At 69.9% G+C, this 19,765-nt stretch carries 18 protein-coding genes; 5 read left to right on the top strand and 13 right to left on the bottom strand.

Going from position 1 to position 19,765, the window contains the following annotated elements:
* Together MMF94_RS34230 and MMF94_RS34225 are read right to left on the bottom strand one after the other, a co-directional pair.
* Window positions 1-1,626, bottom strand: a complete 1,626-nt coding sequence (locus MMF94_RS34230; RefSeq protein WP_241041597.1) for an APC family permease — start codon at window positions 1,624-1,626, stop codon at window positions 1-3.
* Between the two features lie 276 nt (window positions 1,627-1,902).
* On the bottom strand, window positions 1,903-2,868 hold the full coding sequence (locus MMF94_RS34225) for an undecaprenyl-diphosphate phosphatase (RefSeq protein WP_241041596.1): 966 nt from the start codon (window positions 2,866-2,868) through the stop codon (window positions 1,903-1,905).
* Window positions 2,869-3,146: 278 nt separating this feature from the next.
* Here MMF94_RS34225 and MMF94_RS34220 point away from each other — a divergent pair, with 278 nt between their 5' ends.
* Window positions 3,147-4,142: an Ldh family oxidoreductase gene (locus tag MMF94_RS34220; RefSeq protein WP_241041595.1), complete on the top strand. Its 996-nt coding sequence runs from the start codon at window positions 3,147-3,149 to the stop codon at window positions 4,140-4,142.
* Window positions 4,143-4,170: 28 nt separating this feature from the next.
* On the opposite strand, the gene MMF94_RS34215 is transcribed toward MMF94_RS34220, so the two are convergent.
* Entirely contained in the window at window positions 4,171-5,679 is a 1,509-nt protein-coding gene (locus tag MMF94_RS34215) for a glycosyltransferase family 39 protein (RefSeq protein ID WP_241041594.1), read from the bottom strand.
* 133 nt (window positions 5,680-5,812) lie between these two features.
* Between MMF94_RS34215 and MMF94_RS34210 the strand changes: the two genes are divergently transcribed.
* Window positions 5,813-6,139: a putative quinol monooxygenase gene (locus MMF94_RS34210; RefSeq protein WP_241041593.1), complete on the top strand. Its 327-nt coding sequence runs from the start codon at window positions 5,813-5,815 to the stop codon at window positions 6,137-6,139.
* Window positions 6,140-6,155: 16 nt separating this feature from the next.
* Here MMF94_RS34210 and MMF94_RS34205 read toward each other — a convergent pair whose 3' ends face one another.
* Together MMF94_RS34205 and MMF94_RS34200 are read right to left on the bottom strand one after the other, a co-directional pair.
* Window positions 6,156-6,599: a hypothetical protein gene (locus MMF94_RS34205; RefSeq protein WP_241041592.1), complete on the bottom strand. Its 444-nt coding sequence runs from the start codon at window positions 6,597-6,599 to the stop codon at window positions 6,156-6,158.
* A 170-nt stretch (window positions 6,600-6,769) separates the two neighbouring features.
* Entirely contained in the window at window positions 6,770-7,312 is a 543-nt protein-coding gene (locus MMF94_RS34200) for a hypothetical protein (protein WP_241041591.1), read from the bottom strand.
* A 231-nt stretch (window positions 7,313-7,543) separates the two neighbouring features.
* Between MMF94_RS34200 and MMF94_RS34195 the strand changes: the two genes are divergently transcribed.
* The 3 genes from MMF94_RS34195 (at window position 7,544) to MMF94_RS34185 (ending at window position 10,154) form a co-directional block, all read left to right on the top strand.
* A complete protein-coding gene (locus tag MMF94_RS34195) occupies window positions 7,544-8,674 on the top strand; it encodes an alpha/beta hydrolase family protein (RefSeq protein ID WP_241041590.1) in 1,131 nt (376 codons plus the stop codon).
* Window positions 8,675-8,731: 57 nt separating this feature from the next.
* The gene (locus MMF94_RS34190; protein WP_241041589.1) at window positions 8,732-9,265 is read left to right on the top strand and encodes a peptidylprolyl isomerase; all 534 of its coding nucleotides are present in this window, start codon (window positions 8,732-8,734) and stop codon (window positions 9,263-9,265) included.
* Window positions 9,266-9,455: 190 nt separating this feature from the next.
* Window positions 9,456-10,154 (top strand): rhomboid family intramembrane serine protease, encoded by a 699-nt coding sequence (locus MMF94_RS34185; RefSeq protein ID WP_241041588.1) that lies wholly within the window; start codon window positions 9,456-9,458, stop codon window positions 10,152-10,154.
* Between the two features lie 281 nt (window positions 10,155-10,435).
* Here MMF94_RS34185 and MMF94_RS34180 read toward each other — a convergent pair whose 3' ends face one another.
* The 8 genes from MMF94_RS34180 to MMF94_RS34145 form a co-directional block, all read right to left on the bottom strand.
* Window positions 10,436-10,870 carry a PH domain-containing protein gene (locus tag MMF94_RS34180; RefSeq protein WP_241041587.1) on the bottom strand — a complete coding sequence of 145 codons (435 nt, stop codon included), beginning with the start codon at window positions 10,868-10,870 and terminating at the stop codon, window positions 10,436-10,438.
* 73 nt (window positions 10,871-10,943) lie between these two features.
* Entirely contained in the window at window positions 10,944-11,207 is a 264-nt protein-coding gene (crgA, locus tag MMF94_RS34175) for a cell division protein CrgA (RefSeq protein ID WP_241041586.1), read from the bottom strand.
* An 89-nt stretch (window positions 11,208-11,296) separates the two neighbouring features.
* Window positions 11,297-11,932 (bottom strand): aminodeoxychorismate/anthranilate synthase component II, encoded by a 636-nt coding sequence (locus MMF94_RS34170; RefSeq protein ID WP_241041585.1) that lies wholly within the window; start codon window positions 11,930-11,932, stop codon window positions 11,297-11,299.
* A 37-nt stretch (window positions 11,933-11,969) separates the two neighbouring features.
* The gene (pknB, locus tag MMF94_RS34165; RefSeq protein WP_241041584.1) at window positions 11,970-13,922 is read right to left on the bottom strand and encodes a Stk1 family PASTA domain-containing Ser/Thr kinase; all 1,953 of its coding nucleotides are present in this window, start codon (window positions 13,920-13,922) and stop codon (window positions 11,970-11,972) included.
* A gap of 109 nt (window positions 13,923-14,031) precedes the next feature.
* The gene (locus tag MMF94_RS34160; protein ID WP_241041583.1) at window positions 14,032-15,327 is read right to left on the bottom strand and encodes a serine/threonine-protein kinase; all 1,296 of its coding nucleotides are present in this window, start codon (window positions 15,325-15,327) and stop codon (window positions 14,032-14,034) included.
* 100 nt (window positions 15,328-15,427) lie between these two features.
* The gene (locus tag MMF94_RS34155) at window positions 15,428-16,900 is read right to left on the bottom strand and encodes a peptidoglycan D,D-transpeptidase FtsI family protein (RefSeq protein WP_241041582.1); all 1,473 of its coding nucleotides are present in this window, start codon (window positions 16,898-16,900) and stop codon (window positions 15,428-15,430) included.
* The gene (locus tag MMF94_RS34150) at window positions 16,897-18,336 is read right to left on the bottom strand and encodes an FtsW/RodA/SpoVE family cell cycle protein (RefSeq protein ID WP_241041581.1); all 1,440 of its coding nucleotides are present in this window, start codon (window positions 18,334-18,336) and stop codon (window positions 16,897-16,899) included. The genes MMF94_RS34155 and MMF94_RS34150 overlap by 4 nt, the downstream gene beginning before the upstream one ends.
* Entirely contained in the window at window positions 18,336-19,685 is a 1,350-nt protein-coding gene (locus tag MMF94_RS34145) for a PP2C family protein-serine/threonine phosphatase (RefSeq protein WP_241041580.1), read from the bottom strand. Before MMF94_RS34145 ends, MMF94_RS34150 begins: the two co-directional genes overlap by 1 nt.
* Between the last annotated feature and the right edge of the window lie 80 nt (window positions 19,686-19,765).

Genomic DNA, 19,765 nt, shown 5'->3' with positions numbered 1-19,765 from the left:
TCAGATCGTTGCCGGCTGGGTGGCGGCGTCTATCTCTTCGATCATCAGCTCCTCGGCCACCCGCTCCGGCGGGAGTGCGAGCCGCACGCCGACGTAGAAGACCGCCAGAGCGAACGCCGCGACCACGATGAGGTCGACCCAGGGCGGGATGACACCGATGCCGCCGTACTGACCGAGGTAGGAGATGACGCCGAGCCCGATGAACCAGGGCAGCACCCAGAGCATGGCGCGGGCGTCGAGGGGCTGGCGCCGGGTGTTGTTGCCGAACAGGTAGTAGAGACCGAAGATCACCAGGCCGATGGCGATCAGGATCAGCAGCTTCTCAACCGTGGGCCACGACGTCCAGTAGATGATCTCGCTGGCCGCGATGAACGCCAGCGGCGAGATGACCGAGGCGCGCTTGAGGCGGTAGGGCCGCACCCGGTCGGGATCGGAGCGGCGCAGCGCCATCAGCGTGACCGGCGCGAACCCGTACATCATCACCACGGCCGAGGTGACCAGGCTGACGAAGCCCTGCCAGCTCGGGAACGGCAGGAAGCAGACGATCCCGACCACGAAGGCGAGCAGCAGCGCCACCCAGGGCACACCCCGCTTGCTGATCTTCGCGACCGACCGCGGCACCTGCCCGGAGTGGCCGAGGGCGTAGGCCAGCCTCGCGGAGGTGCCCGCGTAGACCAGACCCGTTCCGGCGGGCGAGACGAACGCGTCGATGTAGAGGATGATCGCGAGCCAGCCCAGCCCGAGTGTGGTGGCCAGCGTCGCGTACGGGCCGAAGTCGCCCTTGCCGACCGGTGCCGACCAGCCGTGGAGCAGGTTCGCCGGATTGAGCGCACCGATGAACGCGATCTCCAGCCCGATGTAGATCACCGTGCCGATCAGCACCGCGCCGATCACCGCGCGCGGGAGGTCACGCTGCGGGTTGCGCGACTCGCTCCCCAACTGCACGGCCTGCTCGAAGCCCTGCAGAGCGAATATCACACCCAGCGGCAACGCTGCGAAGACACCGTGCGCACCGAAGGGTGCGAAGCCGCCGCCTGCGGTGAAGTTGCCGGCGTGGAACGACACCGCGAGCAGCACGATGACGGTGAGGACCGGAACGGCTGTCTTCCACAGCATCGTGACCCGGTTGGACTCGGCCAGCCACTGCACCCCCAAGATATTCACGATCGTGAACACCGCGATCAGCGCGATGCCGATGCCCAGCCCGCGCCCGGTGAGCGCGCCGTCGGTATTGACCAGCCCTGGCCAGATGTGATCCAGATAGCTGAGCGCCGCCTCCACCTCGATCGGGGCGAGAGTGGCCGCCTGCAGCCAGCCCACCCACCCCGCTGCGAAGCCTGCCAGCGTGCCGAATGCGAGCTTCGGGTAGCGGGCGGTGCCACCGGCGAAGGGGTAGGCGGCGGCGAGTTCGGCGTGGACGAGAGCGAGCAGCACCATCACCGCGCCCGCTAGCAGCCACGACAGGACCGACGCACCGCCGGCCGCAGATGCCGCGGTGAGCGCACCCAGTAGCCAGCCCGAGCCGATGATCGAACCGAGCGAGATGAACATCAACGGGATCGGCCCGACCTCGCGACGGAAGCTGGACGTGGGCGCAGTTCCACGGCCGGTCGATATGTCGGTCATCGTGAATAAACTCCCGAAATGGTGGAGTGGGACAGACTATCGTGACCGTGAGTTGATTCTGCTTTGCCTGATCGGCCACGGGTTCCGAATAATACGTGCAGAGTACCTGTGACGAAAGGCTGTGGCGACTCTTCCCATACATGCCTGGCGGCAATGTCCGAAATGTGGTGAATGATTTCCGTCGGTAATCCTTTGTTGCGCTGCTGAAACTCGACCGCGCAAACCATTCATAACGGTCGAGGAGATCTGGCCGGGTGCCGCCGGCGAGTCCCTGCGTCAGCGCAGCTGGAACCACGCGAGGCAGGCGAGACCTGCGACGATGCAGTAGATCCCGAACGGGCGCAGGGAGCGGGTTTCGAAGTACCGCGTGAGAAATCGCACCGATACGTAGGCGCCCACCCCGGAGAGGATGCTGCCTACGAGGATCTGTGGCCGGATGCCGTCGCCGAGTGGGCCTGCGAGGTCGCCGACCTTGAGCACTCCCGCGGCGAGGATCACCGGCGTGGCGAGCAGGAAGGAGAATCGTGCTGCGTCGGTGTGGGACAGGCCCTTTCCCAGGCCGGCCACCATGGCGGAACCGGACCGGCTGATGCCCGGCGCGAGTGCTGCGATCTGCGCGGCCCCGATCAGCATCGCGCGCCCCACCGGAAGCTGGGCGAGCCGGCGATCGGCCAACTCCTCGGCGGTCGGCACGGCCGCCGCGCGATGAGCAGCTCCGGCGGGGCCGGCGGATACCCGGACCGGGGAGAGGGGAACGGTCACCGGCTCGGGCTCGCGCAGCTCGGAGCGTCGACGCATCCGTTCCGCGACGAGTAGGAGCACTCCATTGAGGACGAGGAAGGCCGCGGTGGGCTCGGGTCTGCTCAGGTAGACGCGGAACACGTGCTCGAGTACGAGCCCGGCGATTCCCACCGGGATCGTGGCGAGTACCAGAAGCCATCCCAGCCGCTGCTCGGGCTCGACCACCTCGCGCCGGACGATGCTCGTGACGAGACCCCGGACGATGCGCACCCAGTCGCGCCAGAAATAGACGATCAACCCGATGGCAGTGGCCACGTGCAGCCCGACCACGAACGCCAGGTACGGCGACTCGGGCGAGGTGACGTCGAGATCTTGAGCCCAGCTGCCGCCGACCACGGCGGGAATCAGCACGCTGTGCCCGAGACTCGAAACCGGAAAGAGCTCCGCGACCCCTTGCAGGCCACCGATCACGATCGCTTCCAGCCAACTCAAGGTGCCCACCGCGGTGCTCTCCTCGCTGCGAATCGTCGCTCGCCCGCACCATAATCCAATGAATATGCGGTCCGTTTGGAAGGTGCCACTCCGATATGCCCGAAAATGCGGGAATGTCGTACGAGGACGGTCGTAAGAGCAGGTCGCGAGCCATCGCAGAGGCGCTGTGCCGGCACGCAGGCAGAATCGGGTGCATGGTGAACCCGATCGACCAGCACGTCACGTCCGCTGGACCATCTTCCTGCCGGACGGCCGGCGGGGCGCCCGTCGATCTGCGGCGCTGAGCGATGGTGTTCGTTGCGTTCGACGAAGCGGAACGCCTCGGCACCGACGCGCTGCGCGTCCTCGGGTTCGCCGAGGCGGAGGCCGCGCTCGTGCTCGACCACCTCATGGACTGTGAACTGCGCGGGCTCTCCTACGCCGGGCTCGCGCGGATCCTCAGCATCGCCGACCGGTTCGCCCACACCCCGATGACCGACGCCGCCATGCGGATCACGCGCGAGTCGCCGGTGTCGGCCCAACTCGACGGCGCCGACCGCATCGGCTACCTCGTCGGACGCCGGGCGACCGAGATCGCCGTCGAGAAGGCACAGGTGTCCGGCCTGGCCGTGGTGGGTGCGAACCACACCTGGTACACGGGGATGCTCTCCTACTACGCGGAGATGATCACGTCGGCGGGCATGGTGGCGATGCTCGCATCGAACGCGACGCCATGGGTGGCGCCCTACGGGGGCACCGAGCCGCGTTTCGGCACCAACCCGATCTGCTTCGGATTCCCGTCGGCAGGCGACGTGCCTGTGATCTGGGACATCGGGATCTCGGAGATCATCCACGCGCAGGCCGTGCTGGCGAACCGCACCGGCCGTCGACTGCCGCCCGGCTCGGCCTACGACTCCGCGGGCCGGCCGACCGACGACCCGGTGGCGGCACTGTCCGGTGCCTTCACCTCGTGGGGCGGCCACCGGGGCAGCGGGCTCGGGATCGTCGTCCAACTGCTCGGCGTCCTGGCCGGATCCCCGGCGCAACCGCCCCAGCTCGAGGATTTCGGAATGCTCGTGCTCGCGCTGCGTCCGGATCTCTTCGGCTCGGCCGCGGAGTTCGAGCAACGGACCGTGGAGTTCGCGGCCGCCGTTCGCGCGACGCGACCTGCCGATCCGGATGTTGCCGTGCGCATGCCGTTCGAGCGGTCGGCGGCCGTGCGCGCGGAACGGAGCGCGGCCGGCGGCATCGAGGTCGAGCAGGCCGTACTCGACGGCCTCCGCCGGCTCGCGCCCACTGCCTGACCACAGCGGCGGATCGCGTGGGGCGTCCTCAGCCGAGGCTGCGTAGTTGCGGCCAGATCTGGTGCCACGGCACCAGCCGGCCGCTCGCCACCCAGACCGGAGTGCCCTGCTCCTCGTTCTCCAGGCCGACTCCGTTGTCGATCCGCCCGGCGAGCTCCACCCGGCTGAACCAGCTGCGCAGCTGCTCCTCGGTGAACGCGACCGCGATCACGGTGGTGACGTCGTCCGAGGGCGGGCCCCAGTCCCAGTAGGCGTTGTGACCGCTGTAGGCCGGGGCGAGCGCGGGCAGATACCGGTCGACGGCGCCGGCCTCCCCGTAGTTCCGGGTCAGGACGGCCACATGGTCGGCGGCGGGGACGGTCGACCGAGCCGCGGCCACGGTGGCGGCGAACTGTGGCCAGCCGACGGTCTCACCGGCGTCGTAGTTGATGTCCACGATCGGGGTCTCGGCCAGCCGTTCCACCGGCACGAGTGGCAGCATGAGGACGCTCGACGTGGCCGCGCTGAGCACGAGCGCCGTGCCCAGGACGACCGAGCGCCAGCCCCGTGCGCGTGCCCAGGCCAGCACCGGTGCCGCTCCGGCGGCGAGGAGCACGGGGTAGAGGCCCGCGAGGTAGTACGGCTTGCCGCCGGTGGCGATGAAGACCACCACCAGCACCACGTACGTCACCGCGAACGCGCGCCAGGTGCGCAACGCGGGATCACGGGCAAGGCGCCACCAGCCCACGGCCCAGACGGGGACGAGCAGCGGGCTCACCAGGAGCAGCTGGAACGGGAGGAACACGTACCAGGGCTCGCTGGTGCCCGAGCTGCCCGCAGCGATCGCGGCGGAGAGCTCGATCTGCGGAAACCCGTTGGCGGCCTGCCACACGAGGTTCGGCATCCACAGCAGCAGCGCGAGCAGGCCGCCGACCCACGGCCACGCTGACCGCAGCGCCGAGCGTGGCCCGGCCACCACCACGCCGACGAGCAGCGCAGCCAGCAGGAACGCGGGCAGCATCTTGTTCTCCAACCCGACACCGGCGACCGCTCCGACGGCGAGCCACAGGGGCCCGCCATCACGCAGCGCCCGCACCACGAGCCACGAGATCGCGGTCCACACCAGCAGGTCGACCGTGGTCGTGGAAAGCATGTGACTCACCGCCGGAAGCACTGCCGAGACGGCCATGCACCCGGCGGCGAGCACCTGTGCGCCCCGGCCCGCCCCGAGCTCGCGTGCGAGCAGGCCGGTGAGCAGCACGACGAACCCGGCCATCACCGCCGACGGGAACCGCAGCCCTACCAGCGAACCGTCGAAGAGGGTGTGGAGGGCGTGCGCGAGCAAGGGGGTGAGCGGCGGCTGGTCGGTGTATCCGAAGGCAGGCTCCGACCCTGCCCGGATGAAGTACAGCTCGTCGCGGTGATATCCGTACCGGTCCGCCACGGCGATCAACAGCACCGTGACGGCTCCGGCGATCGCGCCGAGCCATGGCCACGCCGCCGGTTCGCGGGCAGGACGGCCGCTATCGACGACGATCTCCCCCGCAGACTCGATCACGCCTGGACGGTACCGGGCGATCTGCCTCGTATGCGGCTTTCTTTCCCCCTGATGTTCACCTCACCGGCCTACGGAGCCCCGAGGCGGCAGGTAGCTTCGCGAAAGGGCCCGGAGCTGAATTCGAGGGGAATCGATGATCTTCATCGTCGTCAAGTTCACGGTCCGGCCGGAGCGCATCGACGACTGGCTGTCGCGCACGGACGAGTTCGCCAAGGCCACGCGGGCGGAGCCGGGCAACATCTTCTTCGAGCGGTCGAGAAGTGTGGACGACCCGAATCAGTTCGTCTTCGTCGAGGCGTTCCAGGACGACGCGGCAGAGGCGCACCTGAGCTCCGACCACTTCAGGGCAGCGATGGCCTACATACCGGACTTCGTCGAGACCACCCCCGAGATCATCAACGTCCAGAACGTCCCTGGTGAGGGCTGGGGGACGATGGCCGAGACCGGGCCGCGCGACTAGCAGGGACGTGGGTGTTTCACGTGGAACACCCGTCCTCGGGGTCCCGCGAGCGAGCTCGGCGCAGGCCCATCCACTGGAGCTCGGCGAACACCGCCACTGCGGCCGCCTGCACGAGCACGACTCCCACCCCGAGCGCGGTGAGGGACTCGCGGGCTGCCACCACGGAGGCGATGCTGCCGGCCGACCAGGCGAGGTTGCCGACCACCACCGTCCACGCGGCTGGGCGTGGAATCGTTATCATCGCCCCGAGGACGACCAGTGCCACCGCATATACGACGAGGAACGCGCCCGTGCCGCGGAGGACGTTCGCCGTCACCCCGAGTAGGTCGGTCAGCAGCGGGGCTGCCGCGAGCCCGACGACACCGAGCGCACCGGATCCGGCGGCATCCAGGCGCAGGGCGAACCGCAGCAGGCGGCCGCCATCGGAAGTGGTGGCGAGGGCGAAGGGAAGTGCGGTCATCGTCGCCTCCTGGCGTGTCGATCACGTTCGTCTGACGGGATCGACTCTGCGCGAAAGGAGGTGACGGCGTCGATGACGCCGGAGGTAAGACTGCAGGTCAGAGGATTGAAACCGGCCGCCTGTGCCGCGGCAACCGAAGATCGCGCGGCACAGGCGGCCGGTGGGGTATGTCAGCCGGCAAGGATGTCACCGGCGAGGGAGGCCGCATCGAACTGCGGGGCGCCCAGGTCGGTGACGTCGGGGGCGGCGTCGGTGATCGAGCTCAGGACATCGGCGCTGGGGGCCGCCGGCAGTTCGGGCAGTTCGGGCAGGTCGACGGGGAGCGCCGGCAGCTCGGGAAGACCCGGGAGACCAGCATCGGCGAGAGCGGGGAGCTCGGGGAGAGCCGCGGCGTCCGGCAGCGCCGGCAGCTCGACCGCCGACACGGCCGACAGTGCCGAGGCGTCGACGCCGTCGGTGACGAAGGACGCGGCGTCGAACGAGAACGCGTCCGGCAGGGCCGCCAGGTCGGCGGTCGGGGCCTCCGGCAGGCTGCCGAGGACGTCCACCGGAAGGTCCGCGTCGGCCAGGGCACCGAGAGCGTCGACGTCGGGAAGCGTCGGCAGCTCGGGGGTGTCGGCGGCGAAGGCCTGACCGGCGAATCCGACCCCGAGTGCGGCGATACCGGCTGCCGCGGCGGTCGTCCGGATGGTGCGCCGAGCGAAGCTGCTCATGTGTGGTGGTTCCTCTCGTGCTGATGACGTCGCTATGACGATGATCAACACGGTCAACGAAGACCATCGGAAGTGGTTGCGCTTCGTGATCGCTCAGTTATCACGGTTCACACCATCCGGTGATCTTGCTGCTCCGATTTGCGCAACCGTCACCTCGGCCGATGACGCTCCGACGCTTGATGTTGTGACGCGAGTGAACGATCACGACCAGGATTCGGCATCATCATCGGAATGGCGCTGCTCGCACGTGTGGGAGCCGGAATCGGGCTCGGTCTGGGTCTCGGCGCCGGCGCCGGTGCCGCCGGAATCGGCTGGTTCTACTCCTCGCTGTTGCTCGATACGTCCGAGCGCCCGCAGTACCCGGAGCGCGTCCTCACGGCCGACGGCGCCACGGTCACCCTGGCGGCCACACGGCTGACGGCGCAGCCGGGGACGTGGGGTCTGCGGTGGAACGGTCCCGAAGGGCGCCCCGACGGGCTGGCCGTGCTCGGGCCCGTCACGGCGACGCGGCCCGGTGCGGTGGTCCGCACGGTGCGCAGCGGCCCGATCCCCCCGCCCGGCACCGCCGCGGTGCTCGACGCCGGTCCGTACGACCCCGACCCCGGTGCGCGCGGCCTGCCGTTCGACGAGGTGGCGGTACCCGGCCCGCTCGGTCACTGTCCCGCGTGGCTCGTTCCGGCCACCGGCGACACCTGGGTGGTGCTGGTGCACGGCCGTGGGGGCTCCCGCCGGGAGGCCCTGCGCGTCCTGCCGGCCCTCCACGAGCGCGGCTACCCGGCGCTCGTCGTGACGTATCGCAACGACGACGGCGCGCCGCCCAGCCCGGACGGCTACTACCACCTCGGCGACACGGAGTGGGAGGACATCGGGGCCGCCGTCCGGTTCGCCCGGGAGCGGGGCGCTCGTCGAGTCGTGCTGTTCGGCTGGTCGATGGGTGGAGCGATCATCGCGGCGATGCTGGACCGGTCTCCCGAGGCGTCTGCGGTGGCGGCGGTCGTATGGGACGCGCCACTGGTGGACTGGCGCGCGACTCTTCGCCAGCAGGCCGGCAACCGGCGCCTGCCGCCCGTGCTGACACACGTCGCGATGGCGATGACCAGCCGGCGCATCGGTATCGACTTCGACCGGTTCGACCTGCTCCTGTGCCCGCCGAGCCACCGTCCGCCGACGCTCATCGTCCACAGCACCGAGGACACGGCCGTTCCGGTGGCGCCGAGCCGTGCCCTCGTGGCCGCCGCACCCGCCCTCGGCTGGCCGATGCGCTACCTCGAGGTGCCGGGCGTGGAGCACACCGGCTCCTGGAACGCCGACCCGGACGCGTACGAGCAAGCCGTCACGTCGTTCCTCTCCGACGTTCTCTGAGGTGACGCCCCGCGGTGCTGCACTGGCGCTCCCTGGCAAGGCTGGCACCATGTAGTCGTGACGGAACCAGGTAACCCCAAGCACACCGCGACGTTGCGGACGAACCAGGGCGACATCCGGATCACCCTCTTTCCGGACCATGCCCCGAAGACCGTGGACAACTTCGTCGGGCTGGCGACGGGCGGCAAGAACTACACGCAGCCCAACGCGAGCGGCGGTGACTCCGGCCCCTTCTACGACGGCTCGGTCTTCCACCGGGTGATCAGCGGCTTCATGATCCAGGGCGGTGACCCCACCGGCACCGGCCGGGGCGGCCCCGGCTACCAGTTCGCCGACGAGTTCCACCCCGATCTGCGCTTCGACCGCCCCTACCTGCTGGCGATGGCCAACGCCGGGCCCGGCACCAACGGCTCTCAGTTCTTCATCACCGTGGGCCCCACGCCCCACCTGAACCGGCGGCACACCATTTTCGGTGAGGTGGCCGACGCCGAGTCCCGCGCGGTCGTCGACGCGATCGCCACCGCCAGCACGGACCGCTCTGACCGGCCGATCAACGAGGTCGTGATCGAGCGCGTCGAGATCTCGGACTGAACGAGCTGTGACCTACCCTGCCGGGCCCCCGTCGCCCCCGCCGCACCCCGGGAGCCAGCCGCCGGGGGCGCCGGCCGTCTGCGTACGGCACCCGGATCGCGTCACCGGACTGACCTGCACCCGCTGCGAGCGGCCGGCATGTCCGGAGTGCCTGCGCGAGGCATCGGTGGGCCACCAGTGCGTCGATTGCGTGAGCCGCGGGGTACGGCGTGGTCGCCGCGCCACCACGGTGGCGGGGGCCGAGCCGGGTGGGCGCCCGCTGGTGGTGCCCGCGCTGATCGGGATCAACACGGTCATCTTCATCTGGACCGTGGTGCAGGCCGGAAGCATCAACGGCAACTCTGCGGCGTCGTTGTTCGGCGAGTGGGCCCTCGTTCCCGTGCTGGTGCAGGACGGCGAGTGGTGGCGGGTGCTCACCTCGGGCTTCCTGCACATCGGGCCGATCCACCTGCTGTTCAACATGATCGCGCTGTGGGTGCTCGGCAGGGACCTGGAGATCGTGCTCGGCCGTGGCAGGTTCCTGGCCGTGTACCTGATCTCCCTGCTCGGAGGTTCGGCCGCCGTGATGCTCTTCTCGGCGCCGAACCAGGCGGTGGCCGGTGCGTCCGGTGCCGTGTTCGGATTGATGGGCGGGCTCGCCGTCGTCCTGCGCAGGCTCCGAGTGCCGGCGGGCCAGGTGGTCGGGCTGATCGTGGTCAACCTTGTGATCAGCGTGCTCATCCCCGGCATCTCGTTGCTGGGCCACCTCGGCGGGCTCGTCATCGGGGCCGTGGCCACGGCGGCCTTGGTCTACTCCCCTGTGCGCAACCGGACGGCGGTGCAGGCCGCCGCGCTCGGTGGGCTGACGATCGTGCTGCTGTTCCTGATCGCGATCACCTCGCTCGCCTAGCAGCGGCGCGCATGACGACGGCGGGGCGGCCCCTCAGGGGCCGCCCCGCCGTGGCTCGTCGGGATGGGTCGATCAGGCGGGCGTACCGCAGCCGCAACCGGTGGTGCAGCCGTCCGTGCCCCGCATCGGTGTCGTGGCGGCCATGCAGACTCCCTTCGTCGACTTCCGTGATCGTAAACAGATCCGGATGCCCGGCACGACCGCTCTTCCGGGGGGCGACGTGTGACAGGGCGTGCCTGCGCTGCGACGTGTGGGTGATCATGGAGCAGGGTTCGGGACGATCAGGGCCGAAGCGCGAGAAGCTCCGGTGCCACGTCCTCCGGATCGGCGGCGAGTTCGAGCCGCCCGAAGACGAGCAGGTGCTCATCTCCGTCCGTGGTGACGGTGTCGATCTCCAGCAGTGAGGTGCGGCGGCCGAGCCTGCGCACCTGTAGCACCCGCACGTTCTGTACGAGCGGCCATGGGTGGTGGCGGGTGCGGAACATGCCGCTGACGGTGAGCCCGTCCGCATCGGCACGTAGGCGCGGACGGGCCCGCGTGCCGAAGAATGCCGCGACGGCCGCGCCGACCGTGGCGACGCCGGCCAGCAGCCGACCGGCCGGGTCGGAGCCGGCGATCGTCAGCGCCACGAACCATGCGGCAGCGGCAAGGGTCAGTAACCAGGCGAAGACGACCAGGCCGGGGGCCGGGCTCCACTCCTTGAAACGTTCACGCATGATCACTCAGCGTGAAGTTGTCCACAGCAGCAGTCCACATTGGGGATTGCTTACAGAGGTGTAATTCCGCAGGTCAGCGCCATCTCATCGTCATCAGGAGGCCGACCACGATGAGTGAGAAACCGATGAAGAAGTTCCAGGGCCCGAGCGTCACCATGAACGAGATCGCGTCGCCGGCCAGGTAGTTGACCACGAGCCAGGCCAGGCCGACGAGCATCAGGCCGAGCATCACCGCGACGTACACGGGGTGCGTCGGGCCGGCCACCTTCACCGGAGAGCGGCGCTCACTGGCGGGCGGCGTGTAGACCGCCTTCTTCCGGACCTTCGACTTCGGCATGTCTGACCTCGCGAGATGTTCGGGTGCGTCACACAACGGTAGCGCGCGGTACACCTGGACCTGCACTGCCGGCACCCGGGCCGGCGGAATCAGGCGCTTGCGCTCACGGCCGCCGTCTCCGCGGTGAGCGCCTCCACCGTGGCCTCGGGGGCCGGATGACCGGTCTCGGCCATCCAGTTGGCCAGCAGCCGGTGGCCGCCCTCGGTCAGGACGGACTCGGGGTGGAACTGCACCCCGACGACCGGCAGCTCACGGTGGCGCACGCCCATGATGACACCGCCCTCGGTGCGCCCCGTGACCTCCAGCGCAGCCGGAAGCGAGTCGGGGCGGATCGAGAGTGAGTGGTAGCGGGTGGCGACGAACGGATCGGGCAGACCGGCGAACAGAGGGTCGCCCGAGTGGTGCACCAGCGACGTCTTGCCGTGCAACAGCTCCGGAGCGCGCTCGACGATCCCGCCCCACGCCACGCCGATCGCCTGGTGACCCAGGCACACCCCGAGCACGGGGAGACCGCGGTCGGCGCTGCGCCGGATCACGTCGACGCTGGCACCCGCGCGCTCAGGCGTGCCGGGGCCGGGGCTGATCAGCACACCGTCGGCGGTGTCCAGTTCGTCGAGGTCGACCTCGTCGTTGCGACGCACCGTGCAGTCGGCCCCGAGCTGGGCCAGATACTGCACGAGGTTGTAGACGAAGCTGTCGTAGTTGTCGATAACCAGCACGCGCATGTGCCCAGTGTTCCTGAGCACCCCGGGGCGCGTCGCACTAGTTGTTGCCGAAGACACCGCCATTGCCGGTGGGTGAGAACCGCCCGCGCGAGATCGTGATGCTGTCGTCCGGCTCGGCCGTGGAGCCGGCCCGGATCGACTGCTGCACGATCACGCCGTCCTGGTCCTGGCTGTTCACATCGACGGTCTCCTGGTCGATGCTGCGGAAGCCGGCCCGGCGCAATGCGTCCACGGCGTCGGAAGCGCTCTCGCCGACGACGTTGGGCACCTGGATCTCGTTGCCGCGTGAGATCAGCAGGTTGATCTGAGAGCCGCGCGCCACTCGCGAGCCCGCCGGCGGGTTGGTGCCCGCCACCGAGCCCTCGTCGCCACCGCCGTCGACCTCCTGGTGCTGCCCGACGCGGAACCCGGCCTGGGTGAGCTGCTGCTCCGCGTCGTCGGGGTCGCGACCGGAGACGTCGGGCACCTGGACGGTGGTCTGCTCCGCTCCAACGACCACCGCGACCTGGCTGCGCCCGCGGGCATCCTCACCCGGGCCCGGGGTGGACGAAATGATCTTCCCGACCTGGTTGGGGTCGTTGGTCTCTCTGGTGGTCTGCGTGCCCATCTCGAGGCCACGGTCCTTGAGCAGAGCGGTGGCCTCCTCGACGGTCTTGCCCGTGAGCGCAGGCACCGACACCGTGTCGGGGCCGCGGCCGATCTGAAGGGTGACGCTGCTGCGTTCCGCGACCTCCGTGCCGACCGGGGGGTCGGTGGAGAGAACCTGGTCGATCTGGCTGGCCTGCGACGGGACCTCGACCACCGAACTCACACTGAGCCTCGCCGCCAGGATCTGGTTGCGGGCATCCTGCTGGCTCTGCCCGACCACGTTGGGGACGGCCACCTGCGGGGTGGGCGGCGGTGGGCTGAAGATCTGGTAGGCCACGAACCCCACGAGGCCGAGCGCGACCAGCACCGCCACGACGATCCCGACGGTGCGGGCGGTGCTGCGGCGCGGCGCGTCGTCGTAGTAGTCGTCGTAGTCGATCGGAGCCGCAGGCGGCATCGTGTGGCGGCCGCCGCCGTTGAGCCGGCGGGTGGGGCCGGTGGACGGGCCGGCGGCGAGCATCGCCGTGCGCTCGTCCTCGCTCATCACCAGCGGCGCCATCGGGCTCTGCCCGCTGCGCACACGGACGAGGTCGGACCGCATCTCGGCGGCCGACTGGTAGCGGTTGAGCGGGTTCTTCGACAGCGCCTTGAGCACCACGGCGTCGAGTGCGGCGGGAACGCTCGGGTTGACCTCCGACGGGCGCCGCGGATCCTCACGCACGTGCTGGTAGGCCACCGCGACGGGCGTGTCGCCGGTGAACGGCGGATCCCCGGTGAGCAGCTCGAACAACACGCAGCCGGCGGCGTAGACGTCGCTTCGGGCGTCGACGGCCTCGCCGCGCGCCTGCTCCGGCGACAGGTACTGCGCCGTGCCGATGACGGCGGCGGTCTGGGTGACGTTCTGGCCCTCGCCGAGCGCGCGGGCGATACCGAAGTCCATCACCTTCACCGCGCCGGCGCGGTTGATCATGATGTTGGCCGGCTTCACGTCGCGGTGGATGATGTTGTGGCGGTGGCTGAAGTCGAGGGCCGCGCACACGTCGGCCATCACCTCGATGACCCGCTGCTGCGTCATCGGTCCGGTGGTCTTGACGATCTCGCGGAGCGTCTGCCCGTCGACGTACTCCATGACGATGTAAGGCAGAGGGCCGGACTCGCCGGCAACCTCACCGGTGTCGTAGACGGCCACGATGGCCGGGTGGTTGAGCGCGGCAGCGTTCTGCGCCTCACGGCGGAAGCGCATCTGGAACTGAGGGTCGCGCGCGAGGTCTGCGCGGAGCACCTTGACGGCCACATCGCGGCCCAGCCGGGTGTCGAGCCCGCGATGTACCTCGGACATGCCGCCGTAACCGAGCACCTCGCCCAGCTCATAGCGCTCGGACAACAGTCGGGGGGTGGTCATCGCTGCCGGTTCCTGGGAGTCATGTGTGATTCGGACATCATGCCGGGCCCATTAGCCCGACGGGGTGCGTTGCGGGCCACCTGAGCGCCAGGCCGTCGATTTGACGGGTTCACCGGAGAATCTCCGGGTTGAACGCCCGGTCGGCCACCGCCGGTCCGGCCAGGACGCCCTCCCGGCTCGACACCGTACCGGTCGAGCGGCCCAACGGGTCGGGATCCGGTAACTGTTGGTCGCGAAGGCCACGAACGATGAAGATCCCGATCGCCACAGCGGCCATGGTGAGGAGTACGAAGAGCACGAGCAGCAATGTCCGCCCGGAACGGGCCTTGGGCTGAAGTCGTAGTGGCTCGGTGCGTGGCGCAGGCCCCGGAGACGGCGCGGCGGGCGACGGCGTCGACCGCGTGGACTTCGGGCGGCGCGCCGGCTTGCGCGACTTGCGGTCCTGCCCGGACTTGGCCTTCGGGCTCGGTGTGGCGAGCGTGACCGCCGGCCGCGCGCGCGACGGAGTGGAGGGCGATCTCGTGGTGATGACCGGCGTGGCACCGCTCACCGAGGCCGGCTCCGGCAACGGCTCGCCACGCCGGACGGCGCCGACGGCAAGGGCCAGCTCACCGCCGGTGCCGTAGCGCAGCTTCGGGTCCTTGACGAGCACCGACTCGATGAGCTCGCGCGCGGCTCGCGGAACCGTGGCGGGAAGCGGCGGCGGCTGCTCCCTGACCTGCATCATCGCCACCGCGACCGCGCTCTCCGCGCGGAACGGCCGGTGGCCGGCGAGACACTCGTACCCGACGATCCCCAGCGAGTAGACGTCGCCGGCGGGGCCGGCCTCGGAACCGCTGGCCTGCTCCGGCGCGATGTAGTGGGCGGTGCCCATCACCATCCCGGACCGGGTGACCGGCACGGCGTCCGCGGCCTTCGCGATGCCGAAGTCGGTGAGCTTCACCAGGCCGTCGTTGCGGACGAGGATGTTGCCCGGCTTCACGTCCCGGTGCACGAAACCCCGCTCGTGGGCCGCCTGCAGCGCCCACGCCGCCTCCTCGAGGAGGCGCAGCGTCTCGTCGGGCTCGATGGGGCCGCGCGAGATGAGCGTGGACAGCGGCTCGCCGCGCACCAGTTCCATCACCAGGTACGCGGTGCGCCGGCCGCCGGGCCCGTCGTCCTCGCCGTAGTCGTGAACTGCGGCGATGCCGGTGTGGTCGAGCGACGCGACGGTGCGGGCCTCGATACGGAAGCGGTGCAGGAACTCCGGATCATCGGAGAGCTCCGGGCGCAGCACCTTGACGGCGACGCTGCGGCCCAGGCGGGTGTCGGAGGCCTCCCAGACCTCACCCATTCCGCCGACGGCGATGCGGCGGTCGAGCTGGTAACGGTCGGCGATCTTCTGCCCGGCGGCGAGAACCGTCACAGATGCTCCTCGCGGGCGCTCGTCGGCGAAGTAGGGCCGGAGGTCGCCCCGTGGGTCGGGACGACCGCCGACATGGTGACGTATGCGTACCCACATCGCCTCATTGCCCACCCCCGAGCGCGGCGCGGATCACAGCACGGCCGATGGGGGCGGCGACAGCGCCGCCGGTGGCTGCCAGGTCGTTCGGGTCGCCACCGGACTCCACGAGCACGGCCACCGCGACCTGGGGGTTGTCGGCGGGCGCGAACCCGACGTACCAGACGTGGGGCGGCGTGTTCTTGGGGTCGTTGCCGTGCTCCGCCGTGCCGGTCTTGGCCGCGATCTGCACTCCGGTGATCTTGCCAGCACCCGAGTAACTGTTCTCGTTGTTGACCATGAGCTCGGTGAGCGTGCGCGCCACCGACGGATCGATCGCACGCCCGAGCCGGTCCGGCTCCGTGGTGGCGACGGGGTCGAGCTCCTGGCTCTGGACTTCCTTGACCAGGTAGGGGGCCATGACCTGGCCACCGTTGGCGATGGTGGCCACGATCATCGCGTTCTGCAGCGGGGTGAGCGCCACGTCCCGCTGTCCGATCGAGGACTGCTGCAGCGCGGCCGTGTCGGGGATGTCGCCGATCGTGGACGGCGCCACCTGCATCGGGATCGAGAGGCTCTGGCCGATCCCGAACGCGTTGGCCTGGTCGCGGATGGCCTGCTCGCCCAGGTCGGCGCCCAACTGGGCGAAGGCGGTGTTGCAGGAACGCTGGAGTGCGTCGCGCAGGCTCGCCGTGGCCGACGTGCCGCACGCGTTGCCGTTGAAGTTCTCCAGCGTGGTGTTGGTGCCCTGCAGCGTGATCCGCGGCGCCGCGGTGAGCTGGCTGTCGGGAGTGAAGCGACCGCTGCTGAGCGCCGCGGCGGTGTCGATGAGCTTGAACGTGGAGCCCGGCGGATAGGTCTCGGAGATCGCCCGGTTGATCAGCGGCGACGGCTCGGCGTTGTTGTCGGCCTTCCAGGCCGCGGTCTGCTGATCCGAGTTGTGGCTCGCCAGCGGGTTCGGATCGAACGACGGGGTGGAGGCCATGGCGAGGATCTCGCCGGTCTGCGGGCGGATCGCCACCACGGAGCCGGTGTAGCCCTTGCGCTCCAACTGGTCGTAGGCGGTCTGCTGGACGTTGGGGTCGATCGTGAGCACGACGTTGCCGCCACTCGGGTCGCGGCCGGTGATCAGGTCGGAGAGCCTGCGGCCGAACAGCCGGTCGTCGCTGCCGTTGAGCACGGAGTCGGACGCACGCTCGATACCGCTCGAGCCGAAGATGACCGAGTAGTAGCCGGTGACGGGCGCGTAGACCGGACCGTCGGCGTACTGACGCTGGTAGCGCAGCCTGTCGTCGGTCTCGACACTGCTGGCGAGGATCTGGCCGTTGGCCTGGATCTGCCCGCGCTTGCGGGAGTACTCGGCGAGCAGCACACGCTGGTTGCGCGGGTCGTTGCGGTAGTCGCCTGCCTTGACCACCTGCACGTACGTCAGGTTGGACATCAGCAGCAGGATCATCACCATCACCGCGATGGCGACGCGGCGGACGGGAGTGTTCATCGCGGACGCTCCACCAGCTCGGTGCCGGCCTCCGCGATGGGCGGTAGCGGGGTGGCCGGGCGGCGGGGCAGCGGTGCCCGTGCGGCGTGGGAGATCCTCAGCAGGAGCGCCACCAGCGCGTAGTTGGCGACGAGCGAGGACCCTCCGTAGGACAGGAAGGGCAAGGTCAGACCGGTCAGCGGGATGAGCTTCGACGCCCCGCCGATGACGATGAAGATCTGCAGCGCGAGCGCGAACGCCAGGCCGGTGGCGAGCAGCTTGCCGAAGCTGTCGCGCACGGCCAGCGCGCTGCGCAGCCCCCGGGTGATCAGCACGAGGTAGACCACGAGGATCGCGGCCAGCCCGATCAGACCCAGCTCCTCACCCAGCGAGGAGAGCATGAAGTCGCTCTCCGCGAACGGCACGAGATCGGGACGGCCCGCGCCGAGGCCCGTGCCACCGACCCCACCCGTGCCGAGGCTGAACAACGCCTGCCCGATCTGGAACCCGGTGTTGTCGAAGTCGGCGAAGGGGTCCATCCAGACCTGCACGCGCACGCGGACGTGGCCGAACAGCTGGTAGGCGATCACACACCCGGCGAAGAAGAACGCCAGGCCGATGAGCATCCACGACACACGTTCGGTGGTCACGTAGAGAAGCACCAGCAGGATGCCGAAGAACAGCAGCGACGTGCCGAGGTCGCGCTCGAGCACGAGCACGCCCACCGACAGGCCCCACGCGAGCAGCAGCGGAGCGAGGTCGCGGGCGCGCGGCAGTTCCATGCCCACGAACCGGCGCCCTGCCGTGGTGAACAGGTCCCGCTTCTGCACGAGGAACGCGGCGAAGAAGACGATCAGCAGGATCTTGGCGAACTCACCGGGCTGGATGCCGACCGGACCGATCCTGATCCACAGCTTCGCCCCGTTGACCTCGGAGATCGACGACGGCAGAAGCCCGGGCAGCGCCAGCAGCACGATGCCGACGAAACCGGCGGTGTAGCCATAGCGCGCCAGCGTGCGGTGGTCGCGCACGGTCCACAGGACGGCGACGAAGAGCGCGAGACCGACCGCGGTCCAGGCGATCTGCCTGCCGATGAGCTCCGTGGGTGCGCTCCTGCCCAACGCGAGCGCCTGGTCGATCTCGGCCAGGTCGAGCCGGTGGATCATCACCAGACCCAGCCCGTTGAGCAGCGCGACGCAGGGCAGGATCAGCGGGTCGGCGTACGGGGCGAACTTGCGCACCGCGAAGTGCGCGATCGTGAACAACCCCAGGTATGCGAGGCCGACGAACACCAGCACCCGGGTGAGTTCCTGCTCCTGGTTCGCCTCGACCAGCACGAGCGCACTCGTCACCAGTACCGCCGCGAACGCCAACAGCACGAGCTCGATGCCGCGACCGGTGGGCAGCGGCGCCGGGGTGGGCGGTGCCGCGTCGGTACGCAGGTCGGGTGCTGCCATCAGCTCACCGACCGGCAGGTTGTTCCCGGTTCGGGTGCCGGTGTCGGCAGCGGGGTGGTGTCGACGGGCGGCGGAGGCGCTTCAGGGGCCCCCACCACAACGGGCGGCCCGGGAGGGGCAGGCGGCGCGGGAGGGGGCGGCGGGGGCGCGGGCGGCGGGCAGGGTTCCAGCATTCGGGAACGCAGCCGGTCGACGACGCCGCGGGCGCCGGGGAGCCCGTCAAGGGCGGTGATCCCGGCGCGGACCGAGCTCCGGTCCGCCTCGGGCAGGTCGTCGAGCTTGATGTCGGTGTGCTCGGCCACCTTGTGAAGGGGGAACCCGAGCACTTCCCCGCGCACTCCCTGGAAGATCGATACCAGCTGCGCGTCCGCACTCACGTAGTACTGCTGAAGAACCCACATACGGGCTAACACGGCCCCGCCGACGAGTACGGCGACAACCGTGACGAGACCCACCACGAGTCTTACGCGGGAGCGACGCGGCGGTGCCTTCGTGGTGGCCAGCACGCGCTGGGGGGCGACGCGGGTCAGAGTGGTGGCCGACGCGCGCGCCGCCGCGGAGTCGGGGGGTGGGCCGTCCTCGGTGCCGTCGCCCACCGACCCGCCGATGATCGGGGCGTCCTCCCCGAACTCGATGTCGACGACGTCGGCGACGATGCACGTGATGTTGTCCGGGCCGCCACCACGTAGTGCCAGCTCGATCATGCGATCGGCGCACTCGCGTGGGTCGCGGTAGGCCTGCAGGGTGTCGGCCAGCGTCTCGTCGCTCACCACACCCGACAGTCCGTCGGAGCAGAGCAGGTAGCGATCGCCGGCGCGGGCTTCGCGGATCGTGAGCGACGGGTCGACGTCCTGACCGGTGATGGCGCGCAGCAGCAGCGAGCGCTGCGGGTGCGTGTGCGCCTCCTCCTCGGTGATCCGGCCCTCGTCGATGAGCGACTGGACGAACGTGTCGTCCTTGGTGATCTGGGTGAAGACACCTTCGCGCAGCTGGTAGGCGCGCGAGTCGCCGATGTGCACCAGGCCGAGGCGCGATCCCGCGAACAGGATGGCCGTCAGGGTGGTGCCCATGCCGTCGAGGTCGGGCGCGTCGGCGACGTGCCGGGTGATCGCGGCGTTGCCTTCGACGGTGGCGTCGCGCAGCTCGGCGAGCAGATCGTCGCCGGGGTCGTCCTCGTCGAGGGGAGCCAGCGCGGAGATCACCAGCGACGATGCGACCTCGCCCGCGGCGTGTCCGCCCATGCCGTCGGCGAGCGCCAGCAGACGGGGTCCGGCGTAGACGGCGTCCTGGTTGTTCTGCCGGACGAGCCCGCGGTCGCTGCGGGCGGAGTAGCGCAGGACAAGCGTCATCTCAGCGCTCCGCCAATACGTTCAGGGCAGATCGACCGGCGAAGCTCACCCCGGTCGGACACCGGAGTGCGCGGGTGCAG

It is taken from the genome of Pseudonocardia alaniniphila, assembly GCF_022524485.1.
Classification (GTDB): domain Bacteria; phylum Actinomycetota; class Actinomycetes; order Mycobacteriales; family Pseudonocardiaceae; genus Pseudonocardia; species Pseudonocardia alaniniphila.
This window is presented reverse-complemented; position numbering and strand designations above follow the sequence as displayed.

What these genes read in the sequence shown, in the direction of transcription:
- MMF94_RS34205 (WP_241041592.1), bottom strand. Translation starts at nt 6,599, where the DNA reads ATGACCGCACTTCCCTTCGCCCTCGCCACCACTTCCGATGGCGGCCGC.
- MMF94_RS34195 (WP_241041590.1), top strand. Translation starts at nt 7,544, where the DNA reads ATGGCGCTGCTCGCACGTGTGGGAGCCGGAATCGGGCTCGGTCTGGGT.
- MMF94_RS34145 (WP_241041580.1), bottom strand. Translation starts at nt 19,685, where the DNA reads ATGACGCTTGTCCTGCGCTACTCCGCCCGCAGCGACCGCGGGCTCGTC.
- MMF94_RS34170 (WP_241041585.1), bottom strand. Translation starts at nt 11,932, where the DNA reads ATGCGCGTGCTGGTTATCGACAACTACGACAGCTTCGTCTACAACCTC.
- MMF94_RS34150 (WP_241041581.1), bottom strand. Translation starts at nt 18,336, where the DNA reads ATGGCAGCACCCGACCTGCGTACCGACGCGGCACCGCCCACCCCGGCG.
- MMF94_RS34200 (WP_241041591.1), bottom strand. Translation starts at nt 7,312, where the DNA reads ATGAGCAGCTTCGCTCGGCGCACCATCCGGACGACCGCCGCGGCAGCC.
- MMF94_RS34180 (WP_241041587.1), bottom strand. Translation starts at nt 10,870, where the DNA reads ATGCGTGAACGTTTCAAGGAGTGGAGCCCGGCCCCCGGCCTGGTCGTC.
- crgA (WP_241041586.1), bottom strand. Translation starts at nt 11,207, where the DNA reads ATGCCGAAGTCGAAGGTCCGGAAGAAGGCGGTCTACACGCCGCCCGCC.
- MMF94_RS34230 (WP_241041597.1), bottom strand. Translation starts at nt 1,626, where the DNA reads ATGACCGACATATCGACCGGCCGTGGAACTGCGCCCACGTCCAGCTTC.
- MMF94_RS34210 (WP_241041593.1), top strand. Translation starts at nt 5,813, where the DNA reads ATGATCTTCATCGTCGTCAAGTTCACGGTCCGGCCGGAGCGCATCGAC.
- MMF94_RS34220 (WP_241041595.1), top strand. Translation starts at nt 3,147, where the DNA reads ATGGTGTTCGTTGCGTTCGACGAAGCGGAACGCCTCGGCACCGACGCG.
- pknB (WP_241041584.1), bottom strand. Translation starts at nt 13,922, where the DNA reads ATGACCACCCCCCGACTGTTGTCCGAGCGCTATGAGCTGGGCGAGGTG.
- MMF94_RS34155 (WP_241041582.1), bottom strand. Translation starts at nt 16,900, where the DNA reads ATGAACACTCCCGTCCGCCGCGTCGCCATCGCGGTGATGGTGATGATC.